This is a genomic window from Nocardiopsis potens DSM 45234, from assembly GCF_000341105.1.
GTDB classification, from domain to species: domain Bacteria; phylum Actinomycetota; class Actinomycetes; order Streptosporangiales; family Streptosporangiaceae; genus Nocardiopsis_A; species Nocardiopsis_A potens.
On sequence record NZ_ANBB01000025.1, the window covers coordinates 147,142 to 170,494 of the forward strand.

23 protein-coding genes are annotated in these 23,353 nt (G+C 75.1%); 14 read left to right on the forward strand and 9 right to left on the reverse strand.

Annotation, left to right across the window (positions count from 1 at the left end):
• Window positions 1-16: 16 nt before the first annotated feature.
• Window positions 17-814 carry an ABC transporter permease gene (locus tag D459_RS0110300; protein ID WP_017592925.1) on the reverse strand — a complete coding sequence of 266 codons (798 nt, stop codon included), beginning with the start codon at window positions 812-814 and terminating at the stop codon, window positions 17-19.
• Window positions 811-1,632 (reverse strand): ABC transporter permease, encoded by an 822-nt coding sequence (locus D459_RS0110305; RefSeq protein WP_017592926.1) that lies wholly within the window; start codon window positions 1,630-1,632, stop codon window positions 811-813. The genes D459_RS0110300 and D459_RS0110305 overlap by 4 nt, the downstream gene beginning before the upstream one ends.
• Before the next feature lie 173 nt (window positions 1,633-1,805).
• On the opposite strand from D459_RS0110305, the gene D459_RS0110310 reads away from it, so the two are divergent.
• Window positions 1,806-2,813 carry a LacI family DNA-binding transcriptional regulator gene (locus tag D459_RS0110310; protein WP_020380117.1) on the forward strand — a complete coding sequence of 336 codons (1,008 nt, stop codon included), beginning with the start codon at window positions 1,806-1,808 and terminating at the stop codon, window positions 2,811-2,813.
• Between the two features lie 116 nt (window positions 2,814-2,929).
• Here the strand turns inward: D459_RS0110310 and D459_RS0110315 are convergent, their stop codons facing one another.
• The gene (locus tag D459_RS0110315; RefSeq protein WP_017592928.1) at window positions 2,930-3,166 is read right to left on the reverse strand and encodes a hypothetical protein; all 237 of its coding nucleotides are present in this window, start codon (window positions 3,164-3,166) and stop codon (window positions 2,930-2,932) included.
• Window positions 3,167-3,466: 300 nt separating this feature from the next.
• Here D459_RS0110315 and D459_RS0110320 point away from each other — a divergent pair, with 300 nt between their 5' ends.
• The gene (locus D459_RS0110320) at window positions 3,467-3,907 is read left to right on the forward strand and encodes a pyridoxamine 5'-phosphate oxidase family protein (RefSeq protein ID WP_017592929.1); all 441 of its coding nucleotides are present in this window, start codon (window positions 3,467-3,469) and stop codon (window positions 3,905-3,907) included.
• A gap of 48 nt (window positions 3,908-3,955) precedes the next feature.
• Here the strand turns inward: D459_RS0110320 and D459_RS0110325 are convergent, their stop codons facing one another.
• Complete coding sequence (locus tag D459_RS0110325) at window positions 3,956-5,581, reverse strand: flavin-containing monooxygenase (protein ID WP_017592930.1); 1,626 nt, start codon at window positions 5,579-5,581, stop codon at window positions 3,956-3,958.
• A gap of 163 nt (window positions 5,582-5,744) precedes the next feature.
• Between D459_RS0110325 and D459_RS0110330 the strand changes: the two genes are divergently transcribed.
• The 4 genes from D459_RS0110330 to D459_RS0110345 all read left to right on the forward strand — a co-directional run bounded on the left by D459_RS0110330 (window position 5,745) and on the right by D459_RS0110345 (window position 10,607).
• Window positions 5,745-6,380 (forward strand): FMN-binding negative transcriptional regulator, encoded by a 636-nt coding sequence (locus D459_RS0110330; protein WP_017592931.1) that lies wholly within the window; start codon window positions 5,745-5,747, stop codon window positions 6,378-6,380.
• 1,589 nt (window positions 6,381-7,969) lie between these two features.
• On the forward strand, window positions 7,970-9,436 hold the full coding sequence (locus D459_RS0110335) for a PTS ascorbate transporter subunit IIC (protein WP_017592932.1): 1,467 nt from the start codon (window positions 7,970-7,972) through the stop codon (window positions 9,434-9,436).
• 92 nt (window positions 9,437-9,528) lie between these two features.
• Window positions 9,529-9,828 carry a PTS sugar transporter subunit IIB gene (locus D459_RS0110340; RefSeq protein ID WP_081620515.1) on the forward strand — a complete coding sequence of 100 codons (300 nt, stop codon included), beginning with the start codon at window positions 9,529-9,531 and terminating at the stop codon, window positions 9,826-9,828.
• 32 nt (window positions 9,829-9,860) lie between these two features.
• A complete protein-coding gene (locus D459_RS0110345) occupies window positions 9,861-10,607 on the forward strand; it encodes a sugar isomerase domain-containing protein (protein ID WP_017592934.1) in 747 nt (248 codons plus the stop codon).
• 39 nt (window positions 10,608-10,646) lie between these two features.
• On the opposite strand, the gene D459_RS0110350 is transcribed toward D459_RS0110345, so the two are convergent.
• Window positions 10,647-11,096, reverse strand: coding sequence for a protein-tyrosine phosphatase family protein (locus tag D459_RS0110350; RefSeq protein WP_040709698.1), 450 nt, complete (start codon window positions 11,094-11,096; stop codon window positions 10,647-10,649).
• Between the two features lie 75 nt (window positions 11,097-11,171).
• Window positions 11,172-11,990 (reverse strand): sulfite exporter TauE/SafE family protein, encoded by an 819-nt coding sequence (locus D459_RS0110355; protein WP_017592936.1) that lies wholly within the window; start codon window positions 11,988-11,990, stop codon window positions 11,172-11,174.
• A 273-nt stretch (window positions 11,991-12,263) separates the two neighbouring features.
• Here D459_RS0110355 and D459_RS31310 point away from each other — a divergent pair, with 273 nt between their 5' ends.
• Complete coding sequence (locus D459_RS31310) at window positions 12,264-13,124, forward strand: aminoglycoside 6-adenylyltransferase (protein WP_017592937.1); 861 nt, start codon at window positions 12,264-12,266, stop codon at window positions 13,122-13,124.
• A gap of 103 nt (window positions 13,125-13,227) precedes the next feature.
• On the opposite strand, the gene D459_RS0110365 is transcribed toward D459_RS31310, so the two are convergent.
• Window positions 13,228-14,079 carry a siderophore-interacting protein gene (locus D459_RS0110365; RefSeq protein ID WP_017592938.1) on the reverse strand — a complete coding sequence of 284 codons (852 nt, stop codon included), beginning with the start codon at window positions 14,077-14,079 and terminating at the stop codon, window positions 13,228-13,230.
• A 147-nt stretch (window positions 14,080-14,226) separates the two neighbouring features.
• Here D459_RS0110365 and D459_RS0110370 point away from each other — a divergent pair, with 147 nt between their 5' ends.
• From D459_RS0110370 to D459_RS0110385, 4 genes are all read left to right on the forward strand, one after another.
• The gene (locus D459_RS0110370; protein ID WP_020380119.1) at window positions 14,227-15,192 is read left to right on the forward strand and encodes an ABC transporter substrate-binding protein; all 966 of its coding nucleotides are present in this window, start codon (window positions 14,227-14,229) and stop codon (window positions 15,190-15,192) included.
• Complete coding sequence (locus D459_RS0110375) at window positions 15,189-16,106, forward strand: amino acid ABC transporter permease (protein WP_017592940.1); 918 nt, start codon at window positions 15,189-15,191, stop codon at window positions 16,104-16,106. The genes D459_RS0110370 and D459_RS0110375 overlap by 4 nt, the downstream gene beginning before the upstream one ends.
• The gene (locus D459_RS0110380) at window positions 16,103-16,885 is read left to right on the forward strand and encodes an amino acid ABC transporter ATP-binding protein (protein WP_017592941.1); all 783 of its coding nucleotides are present in this window, start codon (window positions 16,103-16,105) and stop codon (window positions 16,883-16,885) included. Before D459_RS0110375 ends, D459_RS0110380 begins: the two co-directional genes overlap by 4 nt.
• Window positions 16,886-17,315: 430 nt before the next feature.
• Entirely contained in the window at window positions 17,316-18,347 is a 1,032-nt protein-coding gene (locus tag D459_RS0110385; RefSeq protein WP_017592942.1) for a nitronate monooxygenase, read from the forward strand.
• A gap of 366 nt (window positions 18,348-18,713) precedes the next feature.
• Here the strand turns inward: D459_RS0110385 and D459_RS0110395 are convergent, their stop codons facing one another.
• The gene (locus tag D459_RS0110395) at window positions 18,714-19,286 is read right to left on the reverse strand and encodes a TetR/AcrR family transcriptional regulator (RefSeq protein ID WP_017592943.1); all 573 of its coding nucleotides are present in this window, start codon (window positions 19,284-19,286) and stop codon (window positions 18,714-18,716) included.
• A gap of 87 nt (window positions 19,287-19,373) precedes the next feature.
• Between D459_RS0110395 and D459_RS0110400 the strand changes: the two genes are divergently transcribed.
• Both D459_RS0110400 and D459_RS0110405 read left to right on the forward strand, forming a co-directional pair.
• The gene (locus D459_RS0110400; protein ID WP_017592944.1) at window positions 19,374-20,339 is read left to right on the forward strand and encodes an alpha/beta fold hydrolase; all 966 of its coding nucleotides are present in this window, start codon (window positions 19,374-19,376) and stop codon (window positions 20,337-20,339) included.
• Between the two features lie 227 nt (window positions 20,340-20,566).
• Window positions 20,567-21,862, forward strand: a complete 1,296-nt coding sequence (locus tag D459_RS0110405) for a hypothetical protein (RefSeq protein ID WP_017592945.1) — start codon at window positions 20,567-20,569, stop codon at window positions 21,860-21,862.
• Between the two features lie 139 nt (window positions 21,863-22,001).
• Here D459_RS0110405 and D459_RS0110410 read toward each other — a convergent pair whose 3' ends face one another.
• Complete coding sequence (locus D459_RS0110410; protein ID WP_017592946.1) at window positions 22,002-22,874, reverse strand: NAD(P)H-binding protein; 873 nt, start codon at window positions 22,872-22,874, stop codon at window positions 22,002-22,004.
• A 289-nt stretch (window positions 22,875-23,163) separates the two neighbouring features.
• On the opposite strand from D459_RS0110410, the gene D459_RS34980 reads away from it, so the two are divergent.
• Window positions 23,164-23,353: hypothetical protein (locus D459_RS34980; RefSeq protein WP_026120257.1), on the forward strand; the 190-nt coding region annotated here is incomplete at its 3' end.

The following is a 23,353-nucleotide window of genomic DNA, read 5'->3' on the forward strand; positions in this document are numbered from 1 at the left end:
GCCTCCTTCTGCGGCGCTAGCGGCCGAAGACCTTGGTGAAGCCGGCCACGCGCTCGGTGGCGAACGCGACCGCGACGCTGAGCGCCAGCAGCAGCACGCTGACCGCCGCGACCACCGGATCGAACGAGGACTGGACGTAGTTGAGCATCTCCACCGGCAGCGTCGCCACGCCCGGCCCGGTGAGCAGCAGGGACAGCGGGACGTTGTTCAGCGAGGTGATGAAGGCCAGGATGGTCGCCGAGACGATGCCCGGCGCCATCACCGGCAGCGTCACGGTGAAGAAGGTGCGCACCGGGCCGGAGCCCAGCCCGCGCGCGGCCTCCTCCAACCGGGGGTCGGCCAGCGCCAGCGAGGCGCCCACCACCCGGACGGTGTAGGGCAGCAGCAGCACGGTGTGCCCGACCACCAGCGCCCCCAGCGCGGTCACCCGCATCCCCACCATCACCTGCTGGAACAGGGCGAGGCTCAGCACCAGCTCGGGGACGATGACCGGGGCGAAGAACAGCCCCTCCACCGCCTTGCGGCCGGGGACGCGGCCCCGGTTCAGCGCCAGCGTCGCCGGGACGCCCAGCGCCAGCGCCAGCACCGTGGAGACCGCCGCGACCAGCAGGCTGGTGCCGAACGCGTCGATGAACGGCGGGTAGTCCAGCGCGGCGGAGAACCAGCGCAGCGAGAGCCCCTCCGGCGGGAAGGCCAGGGTCTCGCCGGCGGTGAAGGCGACCCCGGTGAGGATCACCACCGGGCCGAGCATCAGGGTGAACGCCGCCGCGGCGAGCAGCGACAGCAGCGGGCGGGTGCGGATCATCGCGATCATGAGGAGGTGCTCCCGATCTTGCCGAGCCGGCCGGACAGCGCGCTGACCGCCAGCACCAGGGCCGTCATCACCAGCGCGATCGCGCTGGCCGAGGGCCAGTCCAGGCTGACGTTGACCCGGCTGTAGAGCAGAGTGGACAGCAGCCGCTCCCGGGTGCCGCCGAGCAGCTGCGGGGTGGTGAACGCGGTGACCGCGCCGGCGAACACCAGGGTGCAGCCGACCAGCGCGCCGGGCGTCGCCAGCGGCAGCACCACGGTGCGGAACGCCCGCCCGGGGGAGGAGCCCAGGCCGCGCGCGGCCTCCTCCAGTCGGCGGTCCTGCTGGGACAGGCTGGAGTAGCAGGACAGGATCATCAGCGGCAGGAACAGCTGCACCAGGCCGAGCACGATCGCGGTCTCGGTGTAGAGCAGCTGCACCCGACCCAGGCCCAGGGCCTCGCTGACCTCGCTGATCAGGCCGTTGCCGCCGAGCACCACGATCCAGCCGTAGGTGCGCACCACGGTGTTGAGCAGCAGCGGGAAGATCGCCAGCACCAGCAGCCGGCCGGACCAGCGGGCCGGGGCGCGGGAGATGAGGTAGGCCACCGGGAAACCGAGCAGCAGGCAGATCGCGGTGGTGAGCACCGAGACGCGCACCGTGCGGGCGATGACCGGGAGCAGGTAGGGGTCGGTGAGCAGGCTCCCGGTCTCCCGGGCGACCGTGGCCGGGTCGCCGTCGGGCGGCCAGGCCAGGGTCGCCGCGACCGGGTAGCCGAAGGCGAAGAGCAGGACGGCCAGTCCCGGGATGAGCAGGGCCGCCATGGGGACGCGGCGGAGCATTTCCCCCCTCGGAGAACACCGCCCGTCCGGGCGGATGGGGATCTTTCACGGCATTGAGCGGCGAAGACATCTGCAAGCGCTTCTGCAATCGCTTGCAACAGCGTAGCCTCTGTTCCGGGGCGCGGTCCACACGGGGCCGCCCCGGCGGTCCTTCGAGCGGTGGGGAGTCGTGCGTGGCGGGTCCGGACGACGTGGTCAGGCTGGACGACGTGGCCAGGGAGGCGGGCGTCTCGGCGTCGACGGTGTCGCGGGCGCTGTCCAGGCCGGACATGGTCGCCCCGGCCACCCTGGCCAAGGTGCGCGGCGCCGCCGAGAGCCTCGGGTTCCGGGCCAACCCCGCGGCCCGCGCGCTGATCACCGGCCGCACCGGGTTCTTCGCGCTGCTCGTCCCCGACCTGGACAACCCGTTCTACGCCGCCACCGCCACCGCGGCCCAGGACCTCGCCGCGGAGGGCGGCCGCCGGGTGATCATCGCGGTGACCGGCGGCGACGCGGCCCGCGAGGCCGCCGCCCTGGCCGAACTGGAGGGGCAGGTCGACGGGTTCGCGGTGCTCTCGCCGATGAGCCCGGCGGCCGCGCTGAAGGAGGTGCACCGGCGCAAACCGGTGGTGGCGATCAACCGCCGCGTCGCCGGGCTGACCTCGTTCACCGTGGACACCCCCGGCGGGCTGGGCCGGATCTACGACCGCCTGGTGGAGCTGGGCCACCGGGACGTCGCCTACCTGGCCGGGCCGCCCGGGTCCTGGATGGACCGGCGCCGCCGCGACGAGCTGGTGGAGCACGCGGCCCGGTCGGGGCTGCGGGTGCGGGTGCACGGCCCGGTCCGCCCGGCCTTCGCCGAGGGGGCGGCCGCCGCGCGCGCGATCGCCGCCTCCGGCTGCACCGCGGTGCTGGTCTACAACAGCCTGCTGCTGCTCGGCATGATGTTCGAGTTCGGCCGGATGGGGGTGCGGGTCCCCGAGGACGTCAGCGTCGCCGCCGCCGACGACATCGCACTGGCCGACCTGCCCGGCCCGCCGATCACCGCGGTGCTCGCGCCCGCGGGGGAGCTGGGCCGCTGCGCGGTCGCCGCACTGGCGGAGATGGTCCAGGGCGGCGGCGACCGCCGGGCCCCGGGCCGCCGGCTGCCCACCGGCGTCCGGATCACCGACTCCCTGGCCCCGCCGCGCCCCGGGGTCTGAACCCCGCCTCCGGCACAGGGCCGGCGTCCCGGACCGCTGACGGGCGCCTCCCGCCCGCACCGGGTCCGGGCGGGAACGGGGCCGCTCCCGGCCGGACCCGGCCGCACCGGGGCCGGTCAGGCGCTGGGCTGGAGCTCGCCCTCCCGGCGCGCCGCGCCGGCGGCCTGCGCCTCGGCGGGGGCCGGAGCGGGGGCGGCGGCGCCCTCCTGCCCGGGCAGCGGGACACCGGCCTTCAGGTCCAGCCGGTCCTGGGCCAGCTGGTACACGATGTAGCCGATCCCGCAGAGGAAGACCGCGGCGACCCCGGCCAGCGTGACGGCGAGCCCGGTGTAGATGAGAGCGGTGTCGACCATGGGGGGCAACCTCTCTTCGGAGTGCTCTCGGTTGGGTCCGGGCCCTGTCCGGCAGGGCCCTCGCCAACGAGAGTAATCACCGTTAACTGAAGTTGGCATCGTTTCCTTCAGTGAACTGCGTCATAGGCCCGGCCGGCGGTCCGCGCCCCGATCGCCCGCGGCCGGGCGCACCCCCGCCCACCTGCGGCTCCGGGAGGGCGCCGGCCCTCGGCGGGCAGGACGAGACATGGCGCACGGTCGGGAGGGCCGGGCGGCGCGGCCGCCGGGGAGGGCCGGGCCGCCCTGTGTAGGGTTCGGCCCATGGCCGATCTCACGGACGTGCAGCGGATCATCGACGAGGGCGGGCACCGCGGGGTGGTCTCCGCGGTGCGCGCCGACGGGTCCGTCCAATCCAGCGTGGTCGCGGCGGGCATCGCCGAGCACCCGGTCACCGGGGAGCCGTCGGTCGCCTTCACCACCCCGGACGGCAGCGTCAAACTGCGGCTGTGGCGGGCCCGGCCGCAGGCGACCATCGTGTTCCAGGCCGGGTACCCGTGGGCCAGTGTGGGCGGCCCGGTGGACCTGATCGGCTACGCCGACCCCCGCGAGGGGATCGGCGCCGACCGGCTGCGCGAGGTGCTGCGCGACGTTTTCACCGCCGCCGGGGGCACCCACGACGACTGGGACGCCTACGACCGCGCGATGGAGGAGCAGGTGCGCAGCGCGGTCTTCATCCGCCCGGACCGGATCTTCGCGATGTAGCGCCGGTGCCGGCCTCGGATCGTTGACGGGGGATACCCGCCGCCGGCCTCAGGTGATCGCGAACCCGGCGTAGCCGTCCTCGGCGACCTGGGAGCAGATCTCGCGGTAGGGGCCCACCCCGCCGACGTAGGGCATGAACACCCGGGGCTTGCCGGGGACGTTGGCGCCCAGGTACCAGGAGTCGGCCCGGGGGAACAGGGTCGCCTCGGCGGCCTCGCCGACGTGCGCGGTCCAGGCCTCCTGGGCCTGCGCGGTCGGCTCGATCGCCGCGGCCCCGCGGTCGCGCAGCGCCGCGATGCACTCCGCGATCCAGTCCACGTGCTGCTCGATGGAGACCATCATGTTGCTCAGCACCGACGGGCTGCCCGGCCCGGTGACGGTGAACAGGTTCGGGAAGCCCGCCATGCCCAGCCCCAGGTAGCTCCGCCAGCCGCCGGCCCAGGCCTCGCCCAGCCCGGTGCCGCCCCGGCCGCGCAGGTCCACCGCGGCCAGCGCCCCGGTCATCGCGTCGAACCCGGTGGCCAGCACGATGTCGTCGAAGGGCAGGTCGCGCACCCGGGTGCGCACCCCCTCCCGGGTGACCCGCTCGATCGGCTCGGCGCGCAGATCGATGACGTCCACCCCGTCCCGGTTGAACGCCTGGTAGTAGCCGGTGTCCAGGCAGGGCCGCTTGGTGCCGAAGGGGTGGCCGCGCGGGGTGAGCGCCTCCGCCGCCTCCGGGTCCGCGACGGTCTCCCGGATGCGGTCCCGGACGAAGTCGGCGGCGGTCCGGTTGGCCTCGGCGTCGGTGAGCACGTCGGTGTAGCTGCGGAAGATGCCGAACAGCCCGCCGCGCTCCCAGTGCCCCCGGTAGACGGCCTCCCGCTCGGCGGCGGTGGCCTCCAGGGCGGAGGCCTGCGGCTCGGGCATCGGCACCCCGTTGTGCGAGGCGCGGGCCCGTCTGCGCCGCTCGGGGTAGCCGCGCCTGGCCTCGGCCAGCGCCTCCGGGGAGAGCGGGGCGTTGCGCGCGGGCAGGCTGAAGTTGGCGGTGCGCTGGAAGACGGTGAGCGCCGCGGCCTGCTCGGCGATGACCGGGACGGACTGGATGCCGGAGGAGCCGGTCCCGATGACGGCGACCCGCCGCCCGGTGAAGTCCGCGCCCCCGTGCGGCCAGCGGGCGGTGTGCAGCAGGCGGCCGCCGAACCGGTCCAGGCCGTCGATCTCCGGGGTCTTGGGCACCGACAGGCAGCCGGTGGCCATGATCAGGTGCCGGGCCGCGGTGGCGGCCCCGTCCTCGGTGCGCACCCGCCACACAGCCTCGGCCTCGTCGAAGGCGGCCGCGGTGACCCGGGTCCCGGTCCGGACGCCGCGGTGCAGGTCGAAGCGGTCGGCGACGGACTCGATGTAGCGCAGGATCTCGGCCTGGTCGGGGTAGCGGTGCGTCCACTCCCACTCCTGCTCCAGTTCGGGGGAGAAGGAGTAGGAGTAGTCGATGCTCTCCACGTCGCAGCGGGCGCCGGGGTAGCGGTTCCAGAACCAGGTGCCGCCGATGCCGGAGCCCGCCTCGAAGACGAGTGCGCGCAGGCCGAGGCCGCGCAGCCGGTGCAGCATGTACAGGCCGGCGAAGCCGGCCCCGACGATCAGGGCGTCCAGCGGGGCGGAGGGGGAGGTCGAAGGGGTGGGGGCGTCCGGCATGCCTGCCTCCATGGCCGGTTGGGGTGGTCCCGACTCTCCGCGCAGTCTCCGACCAATCGGTCGCTTGGGTCAATGGGCCGGATGGCGGCCTGCGCCGCTCCGGGTGTATGTTCGGTGGTGATCAGATCATTGCACTAGTTCGTATGGGCAGAGGTGGAGCGGCATGTACATCCCCAAGGCCTTCGCGGCCCCGGAGCCGGGAGCGGTCACCGGACTGCTCCGCGACTCCGGCGCCGCGGACCTGGTCACCTGCACCGCGGACGGGTTCGACGCCACCCCGGTCCCGTTCGTGCACGACCCGCACCCCGGACCGCACGGCCGCCTCCTCGGCCACCTGGCCCGGAACAACCCGCAGTGGCGGGCAGGGCTCGGCGGCGGCGTCCCCGCCCTGGTCATCGTGCGCGGCCCGGACGCCTACGTGACGCCGACCTGGTACGCGTCCAAGCGCGAGCACGGCCGGACCGTCCCCACCTGGAACTACGTCACCGCGCACCTGCACGGCCGGCTCGTCGCGCACGACGACCCGGCCTGGGCCGAGGACGCGGTCCGCCGGCTCACCGAGCTGTACGAGGCCGGCCGGGACGAGCCGTGGAGCGTCGACGACGCCCCGCGCCGCTTCACCGAGGGGCAGCTGCGCGCCATCGTCGGGGTCGAGGTGCTGATCGAGCGGGTCGAGGCCAAGTGGAAGCTGAGCCAGAACCGCTCCGACGCCGACCGGGACGGCGTCGAGGCCGGCCTCCGCGCCGAATCCGCCCCCGGCGCACGGGCGGTCGCCGACGCCATGGCCCGCACCCGCTGACCCCGCCGAGGTAGACCGCCCCAGGGCGATGATCTTGACGCTGCGGTCCTCTCAGAGCGGGTGGTCTCCAGTGCCTGCTGCAACACCGCCCACCAGAGGACAGGAGGGGGTCGGCCGGCCGGCTGGCCGGTCGGGCGCGGCGCCCTACGGGGTCAAGGTTCAAGCGGGCGGCGACGGCGGGGAGGGGGCCGGCCGGTCGGTCGGGCGCGGCGCCCCACGGAGCGAAGGTTCAAGCGGGCGGCGACGGCGGGAAAGGGGACCGGCTGATCGGTCGGGTGCGGCGTCTCGCGGGGCGGAGGTTCAGACGGGCGGCGAGGGCGGTGGTGGGGACCGGCTGGTCGGTCGGGCGCGGCGCCTCGCGGAGTGCAGGTTCAGACGGGCGGCGAGGGCGGCGGGCCGCTCGCCCGCACCCGCCAGGGGGCCTTATCCCCTATGCCTGGTTTGCGGCGGGGGTCGGGCAGGGGTGGGGGTGCCCTGCGCACCGCGAGAGCACCCCGATTACATCTACCAGCGAGTAGTAGCCCCCGAGGGCCCCACCACCCCCTCGTCGGTTACCCAGAGTGGCCAAACGGAGCCTTCCGGGAGAACAAAAGCGGCATTTCGCCCCCGCCCCTGCTCTTCCCGGGTTTCGGCCCCCTGCTTTGCGGCCTTGCGGGCGCCTCGAACCCCCGATCGCCGGCCCGATCAGGGCGATTCGGGCCTTCTGGGGCCTGTTCCGGGCCGGGATGCGCGCCCGGGAATCACCGGGGTGCTCTCGCGGTGCGCAGGGCGCCCCTCCTCGCCATCACCGTGCGTATTCACCCAGGTCGGAGAGGGGCAGCGGTTTCGGAGGCGGCCGCCCTCGGCGCCCGGGCGACGCGGGCACGGCGAACCCGCCGCCCCGACCGCCCCTCCCTGCTCTGCCGCACCCGACTGACCAGCCGGTTCCCACTGTCGCCCTCGCCGCCCGCTTGAACCCCGACCCCGTGGGGCGCCGCGCCCGGGCGACCACCCTCGCCCCGCCCCTACCGGCGCCGTCGCCGCCCGCTTGAACCCCCGCCTCGCGAGACGCTGCACCCGACCGACCGGCCGGTTCCCACCGCCGCCCTCGCTGCCCGCTTGAACCTTCGCCCCGTGGGGCGCCGCGCCGGACCGACCAGCTGGGACGCCCCCTCCCTCCGTCGCTGCCTGCTTGAAGCCTCGCCCCGTGGGGCGCCGCGTTCGGGCGACCGCCTTCGCCCCGCCCCTACCTGCGCCGTCGCCGCCGGTCTGAACCCCACCCCGTGAGGTGCCGTGCTGGACCGACCGGCCGGTGCCCCTCCCGCCTTCGCTGCCCGCTTGAACCTTCGCTCCGTGGGGCGCCGCGCCCGACCGGCCGGCCGACCCCTTCCTGTCCTCTGGTGGGCGGTGTTGCAACGGGCACTGGAGACCAGCCGCTCTGACGGGCCCCGGAGTCAAGAACATCGCGGGCGGCGCGGCGGCCGCTGCAACCGTGATGTGGCCGGTGCCACTTCGATACCGTTCCGGGGGAGGGTTATGAATCCGTCACCGGGCGGAGTGGGCGCCCCGCCCGCGGCCCGGCAGAGCAGCCAAGGCAGCGGAGTCGCCTCATGGACGCGGTGCAAACCGTACTCATCTGGATCGCCGACAACGTCTTCGGCCAAGTCGCCATTCTGATCGGACTGATAACGCTGCTGGGGCTGCTCCTGCAGCGCAAACCGGTGGAGGAGGTGGTCGGCGGGGCGATCCGGGCCACGCTGGGCATCATCATCCTCTTCGTCGGCATCGAGCTGTTCACCGGAGGGCTCACCGACTTCCAGACCATCGTCTCCAGCGCGGTCGGCGCGGAGCCGCCCGCCGCCCGGAACGACCTCGAAGGGTTCCTCGGGACCCACGGCGGCAGCGTCGCGCTGATCATCACCCTCGGGTTCCTCCTGCACCTGGTGCTGGTCCGGCTCTTCCCCGCCGCCCGCTACGTCTACCTCACCGGCCACCTGATGTTCTGGATCAGCGTGGTGATCACCGCCTGCCTGGTGGAGGCCTTCGGCGACCTGCCGCAGTGGACGCTGGTCCCGGCCGGCGCGGTGCTGATCGCCTGCTACTGGACGCTGCAGCCGTTGTGGATCGCCCCGTTCATGCGCAGGGTCACCGGGCGCGACGAGTTCGGCCTCGGCCACACCACCTCGGTGCTCGCGCTGCTCACCGCGGTGGCCGCCAGACCGCTCGGCGACCCGGCGAAGCACAACACCGAGAAGCTGAGGCTGCCCGCGCGGCTCTCCTTCTTCAAGGACGTCAACGTCAGCACGGTGCTGGTCATCGGCCTGATCCTGCTGGTGTCGATGGCCTTCGCCGACCAGCAGGTGGTGCGCGAGGCCGCGGCCGCCTACAGCGAGGACATCGACCCCTGGGCCTGGGGCGTGATCGCCGCGTTCCGGTTCGCCGCGGGCATCGCCATCCTCCTCTACGGGGTGCGGATGTTCCTCGCCGAGATCGTGCCCGCCTTCAAGGGCGTCAGCGACCGGCTCGTCCCCGGCTCCCGGCCGGCCCTGGACATCCCCACGGTCTTCCCCGCCGCGCCGACCGCGGTGATGCTCGGCTTCGTCGCCAGTACCGCCGTCTTCCTGGTGCTGCTGGGCGTCTTCGCGGCCACCGGACGGTTCACCCTCGTCCCGCCGATGATCATGCTCTTCTTCGGCGGCGGCGCGGGCGGCGTGTTCGGCAACGCCGTCGCCGGGTGGCGCGGCGCCGTGCTCGGCGGCGCGATCAACGGCCTGATCCTGGCCGCCGGGCAGGCGGTGACCTGGGGGATGCTCGACGACACCGCGCCGGAGCTGGCCACCCTCGCCGACGCCGACTGGTACGCCATCGTGTTCCTGCTGGCCGGCATCGCCGCGGTGGTGCCGAGCGTGTGGGCGGCACCGGTCCTCATCGGCGTGCTCACCGTCGCCCTGCTGGCCTGGCTCTCGGTGCGGGACCGGCGCAGGCGGCGCACCGAGGAGGCCCGGGAGGAGGAGAAGCGGGAGGAGCAGAAGGAGAAAGAGCAGGAGGAGAAGGGGAGGGCGGCGGGCGGAGATTAGGCCCGGGGCGGCGCGCGCCGGGTGCGAACCCCGGCGCGTTCCGGGTAGGACAGAGCGGGAGAACTCGCGGAGAACACGGAGAAGAGGCGCGGATGACGCGTTCAGATCCCCTGGTGGTGCTGGCGGTCTGCGGAGTCGGCATGGGGTCCAGCCTGATATTGAAGATGACCGCGGAAGGGGCGCTGAGCGACCTCGGCGTCGCCGCCAAGGTGGAGAACACCGACATCACCACCGCGCGCGGAACGGCCGCCGACGTGATCGTCGCCCAGGGCATGCACACCGGAGAGCTGGAGGGCCTGGCACCGGTGGTGCTCACCGTCGACGACTTCCTCGACCGCGACGGCCTGGCGCGCTCGCTGCGCGAGCGGCTGGCCGGGCAGGGGTGGCTGTGACGCAGGGGCCGGAACGGAAGGGGGAAGGCGCCGTGCACGAGGGACCCGACGCCGCGGAGGCGGGCTTCGGCGCCCGGATGCGCGGCCACCTGGCCGAGGTCGGGGAGGAGAACGCCGCCGCCCTGCACGCGGTGGCCGACCTGGTGGTGCAGCGGGTGGTCCGCGACGGCGGGGTGCTGCTGGTCGCCGGGTCGGGGCACTCCATGATCGCGGTGGCCGAGGCGTTCTTCCGGGCCGGAGGGCTGGCCGCGGTCAAACCGGTCTACTCGCCGAAGCTGCTGCCGCTGCACGGGGCCGCCGAGGCCACCGCCGCCGAGCGCCGCACCGGTCTGGCCGCCGAGGTCCTCGCCGACACCGGCTACCAGGAGAGCGACGTGCTGTTCGTCTTCTCCACCTCCGGGGTCAACCCCTACCCGGTGGAGCTGGCCCGCGCGGCCCGCGAGCGCGGCATCCCCGTGGTCGCGTTCACCTCGCGGGCCTGCTCGGCGGCGGCCCCGCGCCGGGCCGGCGGCACCCTCGCCGAGGAGGCCGACCACGTCATCGACACCCTGGTCCGGCCCGGGGACGCCTCCTACCCGGAGAACGCCCCGGTCACCGGCCCGCTGTCCAGCCTGGCCAACACCTACCTGTGGAACCTGCTGCTGGCGGCGGTGCACGACCGGGTCAAGGAGGCCGGGCTGGAGCTCCCGCTGTGGCGGTCGGCCAACATCCCCGGCGGCGACGAGGCCAACAAGCGGTTCTTCAACCGCTACGGCCCGCGCATCCCCGAACTCGACTGAGCCGGCCGGCCCGGGGCGCCGCGCCCCGGGCCGGCCGGCTCAGGAGGGCGCGCCGGCGATCCGGGGGAAGCGGGCGACGAACCGGCGCTGCCAGGGCGTCTCCACGGCGCGCGCCCTGTAGTGCTCGCGGACGTAGCCGACCGCCTCGGCGGCCGGCACCCCGTCGAGCACGGCGATGCAGGCCAGCGCGGTCCCGGTCCGCCCGTTGCCGCCGTTGCAGGCGACCTCCACCCGCTCCTCGGCGGCGCGCTCCCACGCCTCGCGCAGCGCGGCGGCGGCCGCCTTCCGGTCCGAGGGCAGCCAGAAGTCGGGCCAGCGGACCCAGCCGCTCTCCCAATCGACCTCGGGAGGCCGGTGGCCCAGCAGGTAGAGGGCGAACCCGGGGCGCGGGCCGTCCGGAAGCGGGTAGCGCAGCCCCCGCCCGCGCACCAGCCGCCCCGAGGGCAGCCGCAGCACACCGTCCGCCGCGGGGTCCCATGTAGACGTCATGGCGCGAGCCTAGAGCGCGGGGGGCGGAAGATCGATCTGCCCAGAGCAGAACGCCCGCCGCCGGGCCCGCCGGGGTCAGCGCAGGGCGGAGAGGAAGAGCTGCGCCGCCAGGCCCAGGCCGGCCAGGCCCACCGCGATGCGCAGCGGCCGCTCCGGCAGGCGGCGGACGATGGCCGGGCCGATCCGGCTGCCGGCCAGGCACCCGGCGGCCACCGCCGCCGCGGCGGCCCAGTCCACCGGGGCGAGCAGCGCGTACGCCACGGCGGCGACCAGGTTGGAGCCGCCGGTGACGATGTTCTTCAGGGCGTTGGTGACCGCCAGCGACTCGTCCAGGGCGACCGAGAGCACCGCGAGCATCAGCACCCCGGCGGCCGCGCCGAAGTAGCCGGCGTAGACGCCGACCAGCATCACCGCGACCGCCAGCGGCAGCGGGTTCGGCCTCCGGGGGCCGCGCGTCCCGGCGAGCCGCTCGGTCAGCCGCCGGAACGGGCCGCGGGCCAGCAGTAGCACCGACCCCAGCGCGATCAGCCAGGGCACGATCAGCTCGAAGGTCTCCTCGTCAGTGGTCAGCAGCAGCCAGGCGCCGACGGCGCCGCCGGCCGCGGAGATCCCGCAGAAGCGGATGATGCGCTTGCGCTGCCCGCGCAGCTCCGCGCGCGACCCGGCGGCGGAGCCGACGGTGTTGGCGAACAGGGCGACGGTGTTGGTGACGTTCGCGGCGATCGGCGGCAGCCCCACCGCGAGCAGCGCGGGGTAGCTGAACAGGGAGGCCAGCCCGGCCACCGAGCCGACCAGGCCGGCCGCGAACCCGGCGGCCGCCAGCAGCGCGAGCGATCCGATGTCCATGCCGTCCTCCGCCGCTCCGCGGACCCGCTCCCCGGTTCCCGTCCGCATACCGAGACGGACCTTCCGATCATCGGATGACCGCCTCCGCGCAGGCTAGCAACGGTGCGGAAGGACGGCACAGGTCAGGGGGCGGTTCCGGGCCGGACCCCGGTCGGCGCACCGGGGCGCGGCGCCGGCCGACCGTGGCGCCGGTGGACGGGGCGGCCCCGCGCGGCTGCGCCGGGGCGGTTCCGCGGCCGCCCTGCCCGAGGCGGCGGCCTCGGCGAGGCAGGGGCGGAAAAGGAGCGGCGGGCGAGCCTCCCCCCGGGCTAGCGTGGAGCGGTGGAGAACCCCGAACAGCTGCTGAAGAGGATCGTCGACTTCGCCGCCGCCCGGGACGGCGTCCACGCGGTCGTCCAGACCGGGTCGAGGGCGCGGGGGCGGCGCGTCGACGCCTACTCCGACCTCGACATCGAGCTCATCGGCCCCGGCACCGCCGAGCTGGTCGGAGAGGACGCCTGGCTGGAGGAGATCGCCCCGGTGCTGGTCGCGATCCACCTCGACAACGAGGCCGAGGACGAGCCGGACTGGCCCACCTGCCTGGCCGTGTTCGCCGAGGGGCGCAAGGCCGACTTCACCCTGGCCGGCCCCGAGCGCCTGGAGCGGATGGCCGCCGGCGGGCTGGACGAGCTGTACCGGCGCGGCTACCTGGTCCACCTGGACGAGACCGGGGCCGCCGGCGCCCTTGAGCCCTCCGACCCCCGTCCCCCCGATCGGAGCGCGCCGGACGCAGAGGAGTTCGAGACCGACCAGCGCGAGTTCTGGTTCGAGGCGACCCAGATCCCCGTCCACATCGCCCGCCAAGACCTGTGGCCGGCCGCGTCGCGCCTGGTGGAGACCGGGGAACTGCTGCTCCGGATGCTGGAGTGGAACGCCTTCGCCCGCTCCGGCGGCGCGGTGGACACCTGGTACGGCGGCCACCGCATCGCCGAATGGGCGCCCGAGCCCTACCGCTCCGAGATCCCCTCGGCCTTCGCCGGCTACGACCCGGCCGACCAGCTCCGCGCCCTCCGCTCGATCACCGGCCTCTACTCCCGCATCGCGGCCGAGACCGGCGCCCTGCTCCGCCTGCCCGTCCTCGACCTGCACGACCGGGTGGCGCAGCACATCGACCGGGTCATCGCGGCCGCGGCGGACCGCTGAGGACCGCCCGCCCCGCCGTCGCCCGCTCCTCCGCGGCGGCCGGGCCGCCGTCCTGAGCGGCCGCGGGGCGGCGGTGCCGCGGAACGGGGGAGGAGCGGTGCGGTCAGGCCTCGGTCAGCTGCTCGGCGGCGTCGGCGAGGTCCTCCTCGGTGGGCGGGGCGTCCTGGGTGGTGGAGAGGCGCCAGTAGCCGGTGAAGGCGACCGCGCTCTTGGGGAGGGCGTGCTCGCCGACCAGGAGGCGGCGGACGGCGCGGACCATGGACGCCTCGCCGGCGACCCAGGCGAAGCCGGGGCCGGAGGGGAGGCGGGCGCCGCGCACCGCGTCGGCCAGGCCGGTGCCGCGGCCGGGCGGGACGGAGCCCCGGTGGACCCAGGTGACGTCGGTGCCGGGGCGGGCGATGGGCTGCTCCTCGGCGGCGTCCCGGACCTCGGCGAAGACCTGGGCGCGGGTGCCCTCGGGCAGCGACTCCACCAGGGCGCCGATGGCGGGCAGTGCGGTCTCGTCGCCGACCAGCAGCCACCAGTCCTCCGCGGAGGTGGGCTCGCGGTAGCGGGCGGCCGCCGGGCCGAGCATGCCCAGCACGTCGCCGGGGCGGACCGCCCCGGCCCAGCGCGAGGCCGGCCCGGAATCGCCGTGCAGCACGAAGTCGATGTCGACCTCGGCCGCCTCCGGCCGGTGGGCGCGGATCGTGTAGCTGCGCATCCACGGGCGCACGTCGTCCGGCATGGCCAGGTAGGCGGCGTGCCAGCGCCCCACGTCGCCGTCCTCGGGCATCGGCGGAACGGACGGGGCGCCCTGCCCCTCCCGGGGGAAGAAGAGCTTCACCTGCTGGTCGGGGGAGACCGAGGTGAAGGTCCGCAGGTCCCCGCCGCCGAAGGTGACCCGCGCCATCAGCGGGGTCACGAGTTCGGAGCGGACGACCTCGATGAGGGAGAAGGCGTAGGGCTGACTCATGGAAGCCTAGGCTAACCTAACCGCCCTCCGTCCGGGAAGTCCGGCGCCCGCCGATGTGCGGGGCGCCCCCGCCGCCGGCTCTCGTCGGGACCCGCAAGGGAGGCGGGTTCCGGCCGGGCGGTATTTCCTATCTTTTCAGGGGATAATATGGCGGGCGGGCGCTCCGGCCCCCGCTCGCCGGAGGCGCACGCCATCCCCCGTTCCGGTCTGGAGGACCAGTTGGACCAGGTGAACCCTTCCCGCGGCCGTCGGCCGCTCCGGTCGGCCCGGAGGTACGCCGCCCTCGCCGGCGCCGTTCTCGCCGGGGTCGCGGCGTGCGCACCGCAGGACGGAGGCGGGGCGGACGGCGGCGGGGGATCCGCCGCCTGCGAGCCCGGAGCGCTGCCCACCCTGGAGGAGGGCGTGCTCACCATCGGCACCGACACCCCCGCCTACCCGCCGTGGTTCACCGACGAGCCCTCCAGCGGCGAGGGCTACGAGTCCGCGGTCGCCTACGCGGTCGCCGAGGAGCTGGGCTACGCAGAGGAGAACGTGGTCTGGGAGTCGGTGACCTTCAACAACGCCGTCCAGCCCGGCCCGAAGCCCTACGACTTCGACATCAACCAGTTCTCCATCACCGAGGAGCGCCGCAAGGCGGTCGACTTCTCATCGCCCTACTACGACGTGCGGCAGACCGTCGTCGCGATGGCCGGCTCCGAGGCGGCCGGCGCCGAGTCGCTGGAGGAGCTGAAGAAGGCGGACCTGGGCGCCCAGGTCGGCACCACCAGCCTGGACGCGATCGACGAGGCCATCGGGCCGGACACCGACCCCCAGGTCTTCAACAACAACGACGACGCCAAGAAGGCGCTGGAGAACGAGCAGATCGGCGCGCTCGTCGTCGACCTGCCCACCGCCTTCTACATCACCGGCACCGAGCTGGAGGACGCCGAGATCGTCGGGCAGCTCCCGCCGCTGGAGAGCGGCGGCGAGCAGTTCGGCCTGGTGCTGGACAAGGACTCGCCGCTCACCGGCTGCGTCACCGCCGCCGTCGACGCGCTGCACGGGAGCGGGACCCTCGCCGACCTGGAGCGGAAGTGGCTCTCCGAGGCCGCCGAGGTGCCCGAGCTGTCATGACCGCACCCCTTGATGACCCCCGCCGGCATGACTCCGGGGGCGGCCCGCCGGTCCCCGGTCCGGCCGAGGAGGAGTACCGGCCCAGCCCGCTGCAGCGCGAGCGAGAGGCCTACCTGCGCCGGCAGACCGTCCGCTCGGTGCTGATCGCCGCGGCCTCCACCGCGGTCGTCGGGGTCGCGCTGGCCGCCGCCGTGCTCGGCTCGCCCGGCTGGGAGCGGGTCCGCGCGACCTTCTTCGACCCGGACGTGGCCCTCGACGCGCTGCCAGAGGTGGCGGCCGGGCTCTGGCTCAACCTGAGGCTGCTCGTCTTCTGCGCGCTCGGCGCGCTCGCCCTGGGCCTGCTCGTCGCGGTGCTGCGCACCCTCCGAGGCCCGGTGTTCTTCCCGCTGCGCGCCCTGGCCACCGGTTACACCTACGGGTTCCGCGGCGCCCCGCTGATCATCGTGCTCTACCTGATGACCTTCGGAGTGCCGGGGCTGCGCCTGGAGGGCACGCCCAGCGTCCTGGTCCTGGGCGGCATCGCGCTGGTCGTCACCTACGGCGCCTACATCGCCGAGGTGTTCCGGGCCGGCATCGAGTCGGTCCACCCCGGCCAGATCGCGGCGGCGCGCTCGCTCGGCCTCACCTACCGGCAGGCAATGCGGCACGTGGTGCTGCCCCAGGCGGTGCGGCGGGTGTCCCCGCCGCTGCTCAACGACATGGTGGCGCTGCAGAAGGACGTCGGCCTCATCTCGCTGGCCGGGCCGATCGACGCCATCCGCGCCGCGCAGATCGCCACCGCCGAGACCTACAACTTCACCCCTTACATCGTCGCGGGAGTGCTCTTCATCCTCATGGCCGTCCCCTTGGTCGCCGTCACCGACCGGATCACCGTGCGCGCCGCCCGCCGCCAGTCCGCGGACGGTGCGCGATGAGCGGCGCGAACCCGCCCGCAGACGGGGCCGACCGCCCCCCGCTGCTCGCGCTGGACGGGGTCCGCAAGGAGTTCGGCGGCTCCCCGGTGCTGCGCTCGCTCACCCTCGACGTCGCCGAGCACGAGGTCGTGGTGCTCATCGGTGCCTCCGGGTCGGGCAAATCGACCCTGCTGCGCTGTATCAACCTGCTGGAGCCGATCAGCGACGGCAGCATCCGCCTGGACGGCGAGCACATCACCGACCCCCGGGTCGACCCGGACCGGGTCCGCAGGCGGATCGGCATGGTCTTCCAGTCCTACAACCTGTTCCCGCACATGACGGTGGTGGACAACATCACCCTCGCCCCGCGCCGGGTGCACGGCCGCCCGCGGGCCGAGGCCGAGGAGCAGGCCCGGGAGCTGCTGGCCCGGGTCGGCCTGAGCGACAAGGCCTCCGAGTACCCCGACCGGCTCTCCGGCGGCCAGCAGCAGCGGGCGGCGATCGTCAGGGCACTGGTCAACACGCCCCGCCTGCTGCTGCTGGACGAGGTCACCTCCGCCCTCGACCCGGAGCTGGTCGGCGAGGTCCTCACCCTGGTGCAGAGCCTGCGCGCCGACGGGATGACCATGCTGCTCGCCACGCACGAGATGGGCTTCGCCCGGAGCGTCGCCGACCGGGTCTGCTTCCTCGACGGCGGCCGCATCCTGGAGCAGGGCCCGCCGGAGCAGGTCCTCGACGCCCCGGAGCACCCGCGCACCCGCCGCTTCCTGCAGCGCTTCGCCGAGGGCGGGCGGCTGTGACCCGGTGACCCGGCGCCGGCCCCGGAGCGGGGACCGGTCCCCGGAGCACCCGCGCCCCGGAGGCGGCGGCCCCGCCCGCCGGCCCCGGGGCGGCGCCGGGGAGGGGCGCGAAGCGGCGCCCGCGTCCGCCGGACCGCCCCCGCCCGAGGTGCGGAGGGGGCACCGGCCGCCGCGGTCCGGAACCGCTCCGCAGTGCTGCGCCGGGCGGAAATGTGACCTCCGCCTCGCCGCTCGGCGCGCGGGCGGGCGGGCGGCGGTCGGAGCGCCGCGGACGGGGCCGCGAAGCCCCTGCTCCCGGCCGGACCGGGAGCGCGCCGGCCGCCGGCCTTCCGGGGCGGCGCGGCCGGCCGGCGGGAGGTCCGGTACAGGGCGGGGCGCGGGATGTGCGACCCTGCAGGGACCGGACGGTCGGCAGAGGAGGTCGTGCACGGTGGTGGACGCGGAAGGCAGCGGACTCTGGGCCGCCCCGGTGCCGGTGGTGGGGGCGCCCATGGCCGGCGGGGCGAGCACGCCCGAGCTGGTCGCGGCCGTCGGTGCGGCCGGCGGCACCGGGTTCCTCGCCGGGGGGTACGCCTCCCCGGAGGCGCTGGCCGGGCAGATCGGCCGCACCCGCGGGCTCACCGGCCGCCCGTTCGGCGTCAACCTCTTCGTGCCCGGCCCGGACCGCGCCGACCCGGACGCCGTCGCCGCCTACGCGCGCGCCATCGCCCCGGAGGCCGACGCCCTGCGCGCGCCGCTGGGCGAGCCCCGGTGGAACGACGACGACTACCCGGCCAAGCTCGACCTGCTCCGCTCCGACCCGGTCCCGGTGGTGAGCTTCACCTTCGGGGCGCCCGCCCCCGCGGATGCCTCCGCGCTGCGCGCGGCCGGCAGCGCCGTCGTCGTCACCGTCACCAGCGCGGAGGAGGCGCGGGCCGCGGTGGCGGCCGGCGCCGACGCGCTGGTCGTGCAGGGCGCCGAGGCCGGCGGCCACCAGGGGTCCTTCGACGACGCCGAGGAGCGCACCGCGCCCCTGCTCGACCTGCTCGCCGAGGTGCGGGCGGAGGTCCGGCTGCCGCTCATCGCGGCCGGCGGCATCGGCGACGCCGCCGCCGTCCGCAAGGTCCTGGCGCACGGGGCCGCCGCCGCGCAGGTCGGCACCGCGCTGCTGCGCTCTCCGGAGAGCGGGGCGAGCGCCACCCACAAGCAGGCCCTGGCCGACGAGGTGTTCCCGGGGACCGCGGTCACCCGCGCCTTCAGCGGCCGCCGCGCCCGCGGCCTGGTCAACCGCTTCCTCGGCACCTACACCGCGGACGCGCCCGCCGCCTACCCGCAGGTCCACCACCTGACCGGCCCGATGCGCAAGGCCGCCGCCCGGGAGGGCGACGCCGACCGCCTCCACCTGTGGGCCGGCACCTCCTACCGCTCCGCGGAGGAGCGCCCGGCCGCCGACATCGTCCGCGACCTCGCCGAGGGAGCCTAGTGCTCTGAGCCGTCGATCCGCGGAAAACGCGGAGCGGCGGTCCCGGAGGGCCGGAGCGCTCCTTCGCCGCACGATGCGGGCGGTGCCGCCCCGCCCGGATCGGAAGGCGGGAAACGGTGCGGATCGAGTCCACCGGCTCCCGTGTCGTCCGCGAGGCCGGCGCGTGGATCCCGCCGTCCACCGCCTCCTGCGCCACCTGAGGCCGAGGGGCCTCACCCGGGTACCCGAACCGTTCGGGATCGAAGGGGCGGGGCGACGGTGGGCCGCACCGACCTGTACCGGCGCGGCATCGACCACGTTCGGGCCGGGGCCGAGGCGACTCGGGAAGGGCCCGCTCCGCTCCCGTGACGCATGCGGTGCGGGCCCTCAGCGGCCCAGGAACTCCGCGATCTGGGCGTCGAGCCGCCGCCGCGCCTCCGGCGCGGTGGTCTCCTCCAGGAGGAGGGCGTCGCTCAGGTACTCGGTGAGGCCGAGGAGCGCGGCCGCGTGCCGATCGGCGTCCTCCGCGCCGCCGCCGGCCTTCACCAGCAGGTCGGCGAGGAGGCCCCGAAGGTCGGCGGTGCCCCGGCGGTACTCTTCGCTGAGCTCGGGCATCCCCAGCGCGACCGAGAAGAGCGCCTTGCCGGCCAGGGCGTCCACCCGGGCCTCCTCCGCGGTGGGGAGCACCGCGTGCAGGAGGCGGGTGAGGGCCGGCAGCGCGCCGTCCCCGGGCGATTCGGGGAGGAGGCGGGCGCCGACCCGGTCCCGCAGCCGGTGCCCGGTGTGCAGCAGCAGCCGCTCCTTGGAGCCGAAATAGTGCTGGACGCGGCCCTTGGAGACGCCGGCCTCCGCGGCGACCTCGCTCATCGTGACATCGCCCAGGCCGCGGCGGGCGGCGATGCGCAGCACCGCGTCGGTGATCTGGGCGCGGCGCTGCCGGTGGTCGACCTGGCGGGGCATGTCCTCTGCCGATCGGATTCGGGGTGGTCCGGACGGGGCGGAACCGTTACGGTATGAGCGTACCGCAACGCGAGCCGGAGGAGGCCCATGGCGTCCGTCGAATTCCTCGAACCGCGCATCGGGCGCGAATGGAACGCCGAGGGCATCGGCTCCTTCCGGAACCGGGCCGGCTTCGACCGGTTCGCGGCGGTCTACCGGGAGGCGATGGGCGCCCTGGAGGAGCCCGCCGGCCGGTACACCGTGGCGACCTCCTACGGGCAGGTGCGCGCCTACCGGTTCGGAGGCGGCGAGGGCACGCCGCTGCTGCTGCTCCCCGGCCGCAACTCCTCCACCCCGATGTGGCGGCCCAACATCCCGGGGCTGCGGCGCGGCCGCCCCGTCTACACGGTCGACGGGCTGGGGGAGCCCGGCTGCAGCTCGCAGTCGGAGCGGATCGCCTCCGGCGCCGACCAGGCCGCCTGGCTGTCGGAGACGATCGAAGGGCTCGGGCTGGACGGGGCCCACCTGCTGGGGGTCTCCTTCGGCGGCTGGCTCGGCGTGCAGACGCTCATCCACCGGCCCGAGCGGGTGCGCTCGCTGACCGCGCTGGAGCCGATCCGCACCTTCGGCGAGCTCGCCGCGAAGAGCCTGCTGGTCTCGCTCGGCAGCGTGCTGCCGATGCCGGCCCGGTGGCGCGGCGGGCTGGTCGGCATGATCTCCGGCGGGAACCGCCGCTCCCAGGAGACGGCGGCGGGGCGGCTGATCGCCGCGGGCATGGAGCACTTCGACATCCGCCAGCCGCCGCCGGCCCGGCCCGCCGACGCCGAACTCGACTCCATCACCGCGCCGGTGCTGGCGCTCATCGGCGGGCGCAGCATCGTCCACCGCGACCCCGAGCGGGTCGTGCGGCATGCCCGGGCCCGCCTCGGCGCGGGGACCGTCGAGCTGTGGCCGCGGGCCTCGCACGCGATCAGCGCCGAATACCCGGACGAGATCGCCGACCGGGTCGAGCGGTTCCTCGCCGGCGTCGAATCCGCGCCGCCGAACGGTGCGCCGGACCGCCCCGCAGGGTGAACGGGGACGGCCGGCCGCTTCGCTCCGGAGCCCGCCCCTCCCCGGTGAAGGCCGCGTACGGGGCGAACCGGATGAAACTCACTGTCCTGATTGACAAAGGCGGGAACGGTGGTGAGGCTGGGACCGCTCGCCTCCGCGACGGCCCGGTCACCGACGGTCGGCGACGGCCGTGCGCCGCGGCCGAGGAGCGCGATGGAGGAGGCGGCCACCGCGAGGGGGGACCGGAAATGGCGGACGGTGCCGGACTGCCCCCGGTCGCACTGAGCACGGGCGAGCGCGCAGCCGTCGAGCGGCTCGGGCGGTTTCCGCTGCTGGACGCGGTGTTCGGGCGGAGATCGCGCCGGTTCCCGCTCGGCGGGCACGTGCCCGCGGGGCCGCTGGCCTACCGCAGCCGGCACGACCCCGTTCCGCTCAGCGACGTCGAGCGCGCCCTGGTGCTGACGACGGTGGCGGGCGTGACCGGGTGGCACCACGCCATCACCCACCACCCCGGCTACGCCCCGGCCCTGCCGAACTACAGCGGCTCGGCGGCCGGCCGGACCTTCCCCTCCGCCGCGGGCTTCCACACCGCCGACTTCTTCTTCACCGACGACACCGGCACCTACTTCCTGTCCACCCGGGACGCCCGCCCCGAGGAGCACCCCGACACCGAGGGGCGGCTGAACGCGGTGCTCTCCCGGGTCCGCAGGCTCTCCACCGAGCGCCTGCACATCCCCCGCGAGCAGCCCTACATGGAGGGCCACAACACCTGGATCGCCAACCACCCCGGCTCGCTGCTGGTCGCCCCGGTCGCCGACATCGCCCAGCACACCCTGGCCAACCTGGCCTTCTTCGCGCAGAACGGGGTCGCGGTCTACGACGACGTCAACGGGCGGCGGATCCCCGGGATCGAGGCGTTCGCCGACCGGGTGGACACCGGCGACCCGGTGCCGCTCTCCTTCGTCGAGCAGTACTCGCTGACCGAGGCCACCGCCGAGCTGATGACCAGCGTCTACAACGGCCACCTGCTGCTGACCGCGATGGGCCTGGGCGGGTGGGCCTTCGACGGCATCGACCGCCCCACAGTGCTCGGCGCCTCCGGCCGCGCCGACGTGCCCGGCCTCGGCTTCCACGTGCAGACCGACCCACGATGGCCGCTGCCCGACCCGACCGGCCTGCCCGGGGTGTTCGAGGCCTACTGCCGGCCGCACTTCCCGGACATGGCCGCCGCGGTGGAGGCCTACACCGAGCGCAAGTTCGGCCCCGGCGGCCCGTTCCACCCGGACACTCCCGGCCCGTGGCGGGACACGCCGGGCGTGCGCGGCGCGGCCGCCCCGCACGACGCCCGGTTCAAGGAGCTGCTCACCCTGCAGGCCGAGTACGTCGACGCGACGTTCGGAAAGTTCCCCGGCACGGTGCCCACCGTCTGGATCATGAACTACCTGCAGGCCCAGCACATCGACACCGAGTACTACGACGCCCTGTTCACCCCCGGCGCCTACCTGCCGGTCCACGCCGACCACGAATCCGTCTGGCACGGCTGACCGCGCCCCGGCGGCACGCGCCCGCCCGGTCCGCCCCGCCCGGCCGTGCGGGGGCGGGCAGAGCGGACGTGCTCCGGCGCGCCGGAGCGCCCCGCAGGCCCCGGCGCCCCGGAGGGGGAGGGGCGCCGGGGCGCGGGCGTCACCGGGCGAGAGGGGCCAGGTGCTCGGCGGCCCAGGCGGCCAGGGACGTGGGCGTCGTGGTGAGGGGGCTGCGCGGGTCCTCGGGGGTGAAGCCGTCCCTGACGCCCACCGTCATCATCGCGATGGCCTCCACCTGCGCCTCGGACATGCCGGCGGCCCTGAGCGCCGCCCTGACCTCGTCGTCGCCGATCCGCCGGGGCTCCACCGGGCGGCGGAGGACCTCGGACAGGACGCCGGCCACCCGCCGGAAGGAGGTGTCCTCCGGCCCGTGCACCGCCTGGACGCACCGCCCCCTCCAGGATCCGGAGAGCAGCCGGACCGCGGCCACCGCCGCGATGTCGGCCGGGGCCACCCACGGCACCGGCCGGTCCAGGTCCATCGCGGTGCTGAACACGCCGCCGCGGATCGCCTCGGCGTCCATCAGCAGGTTGGTGAAGAAGTAGCCGCAGCGCAGGTGCGTCACCGCCGCCCCGGTGGCGTCCAGGGCGAGCTCGGTGGCGGCGAGCCCGTCGATCTCGCCGGCGCCGGACCGCTTCTCCGCGCCGACGCTGGACTGGAAGACGACGCGCCCGATGCCGTTCCGCTCCACCGCGGCGCGGACGCCGGCCGCGGCGGCGGCGTGCGCCTCCAGCGGGTCCCGGTCGGTCGCGGTCGGGTTCACCCAGTACAGCGCGGTGAGCCCACGGGTGCCCTCGATGACGGACTCGGCGTCCCAGCTGTCCATGGCCACCGCGTCGACGTGCCCGGCGAGGTCGGGGGCGAGCCGGGAGGGGTCCCGGAGCAGCGCTCGCGGGCGCTCGCCCGCCTGCACGAGCAGCCGCAGCAGGTGCGAACCGACGTTGCCCGTCGGCGTGGTCACTCCGATCGCCATGCCGAGCCCCCTTCCGCCGAGGCGTTGTGCTTCGGGGCGCCGCCGGGCGCCCTCCGAACGGCCGTGCCGTGATGGGTCATGCCGCCACGGTAGGAAGAGAAGCGGCCACTTCTCGGCCACAACCGCCGGGCGGCCCTCTTCTCCGGTCCTTTCCGACGCGGATCCGTTCCCGTCCGGGCGGTGCCGGGGGCGTTCCGCGATGCGGGATTCCTGTTCACGGGGCCCATGCCCCGTTTTTCGGGTTCCGGTACGCTGCGGCGGCGGTGCCGCACGCAGAAGGGAGGGGACGATGGACTCCTCGTCCCCCGAGCCTCTCCCCGCCTCCCCGAGGGCGCCGGTGGACGTGCGGTTCGCGGCCGCGGCGAGCTGGGTGCGCTTCGTCGACCCCGGGACGCCCGACGCGGCGCTGATGCCCGAGCCGGTCCTGCCGCGGCCCGCAGGGTCCCCGGTGGTCGCCGCGCAGTGGCGGGGGGGGCAGG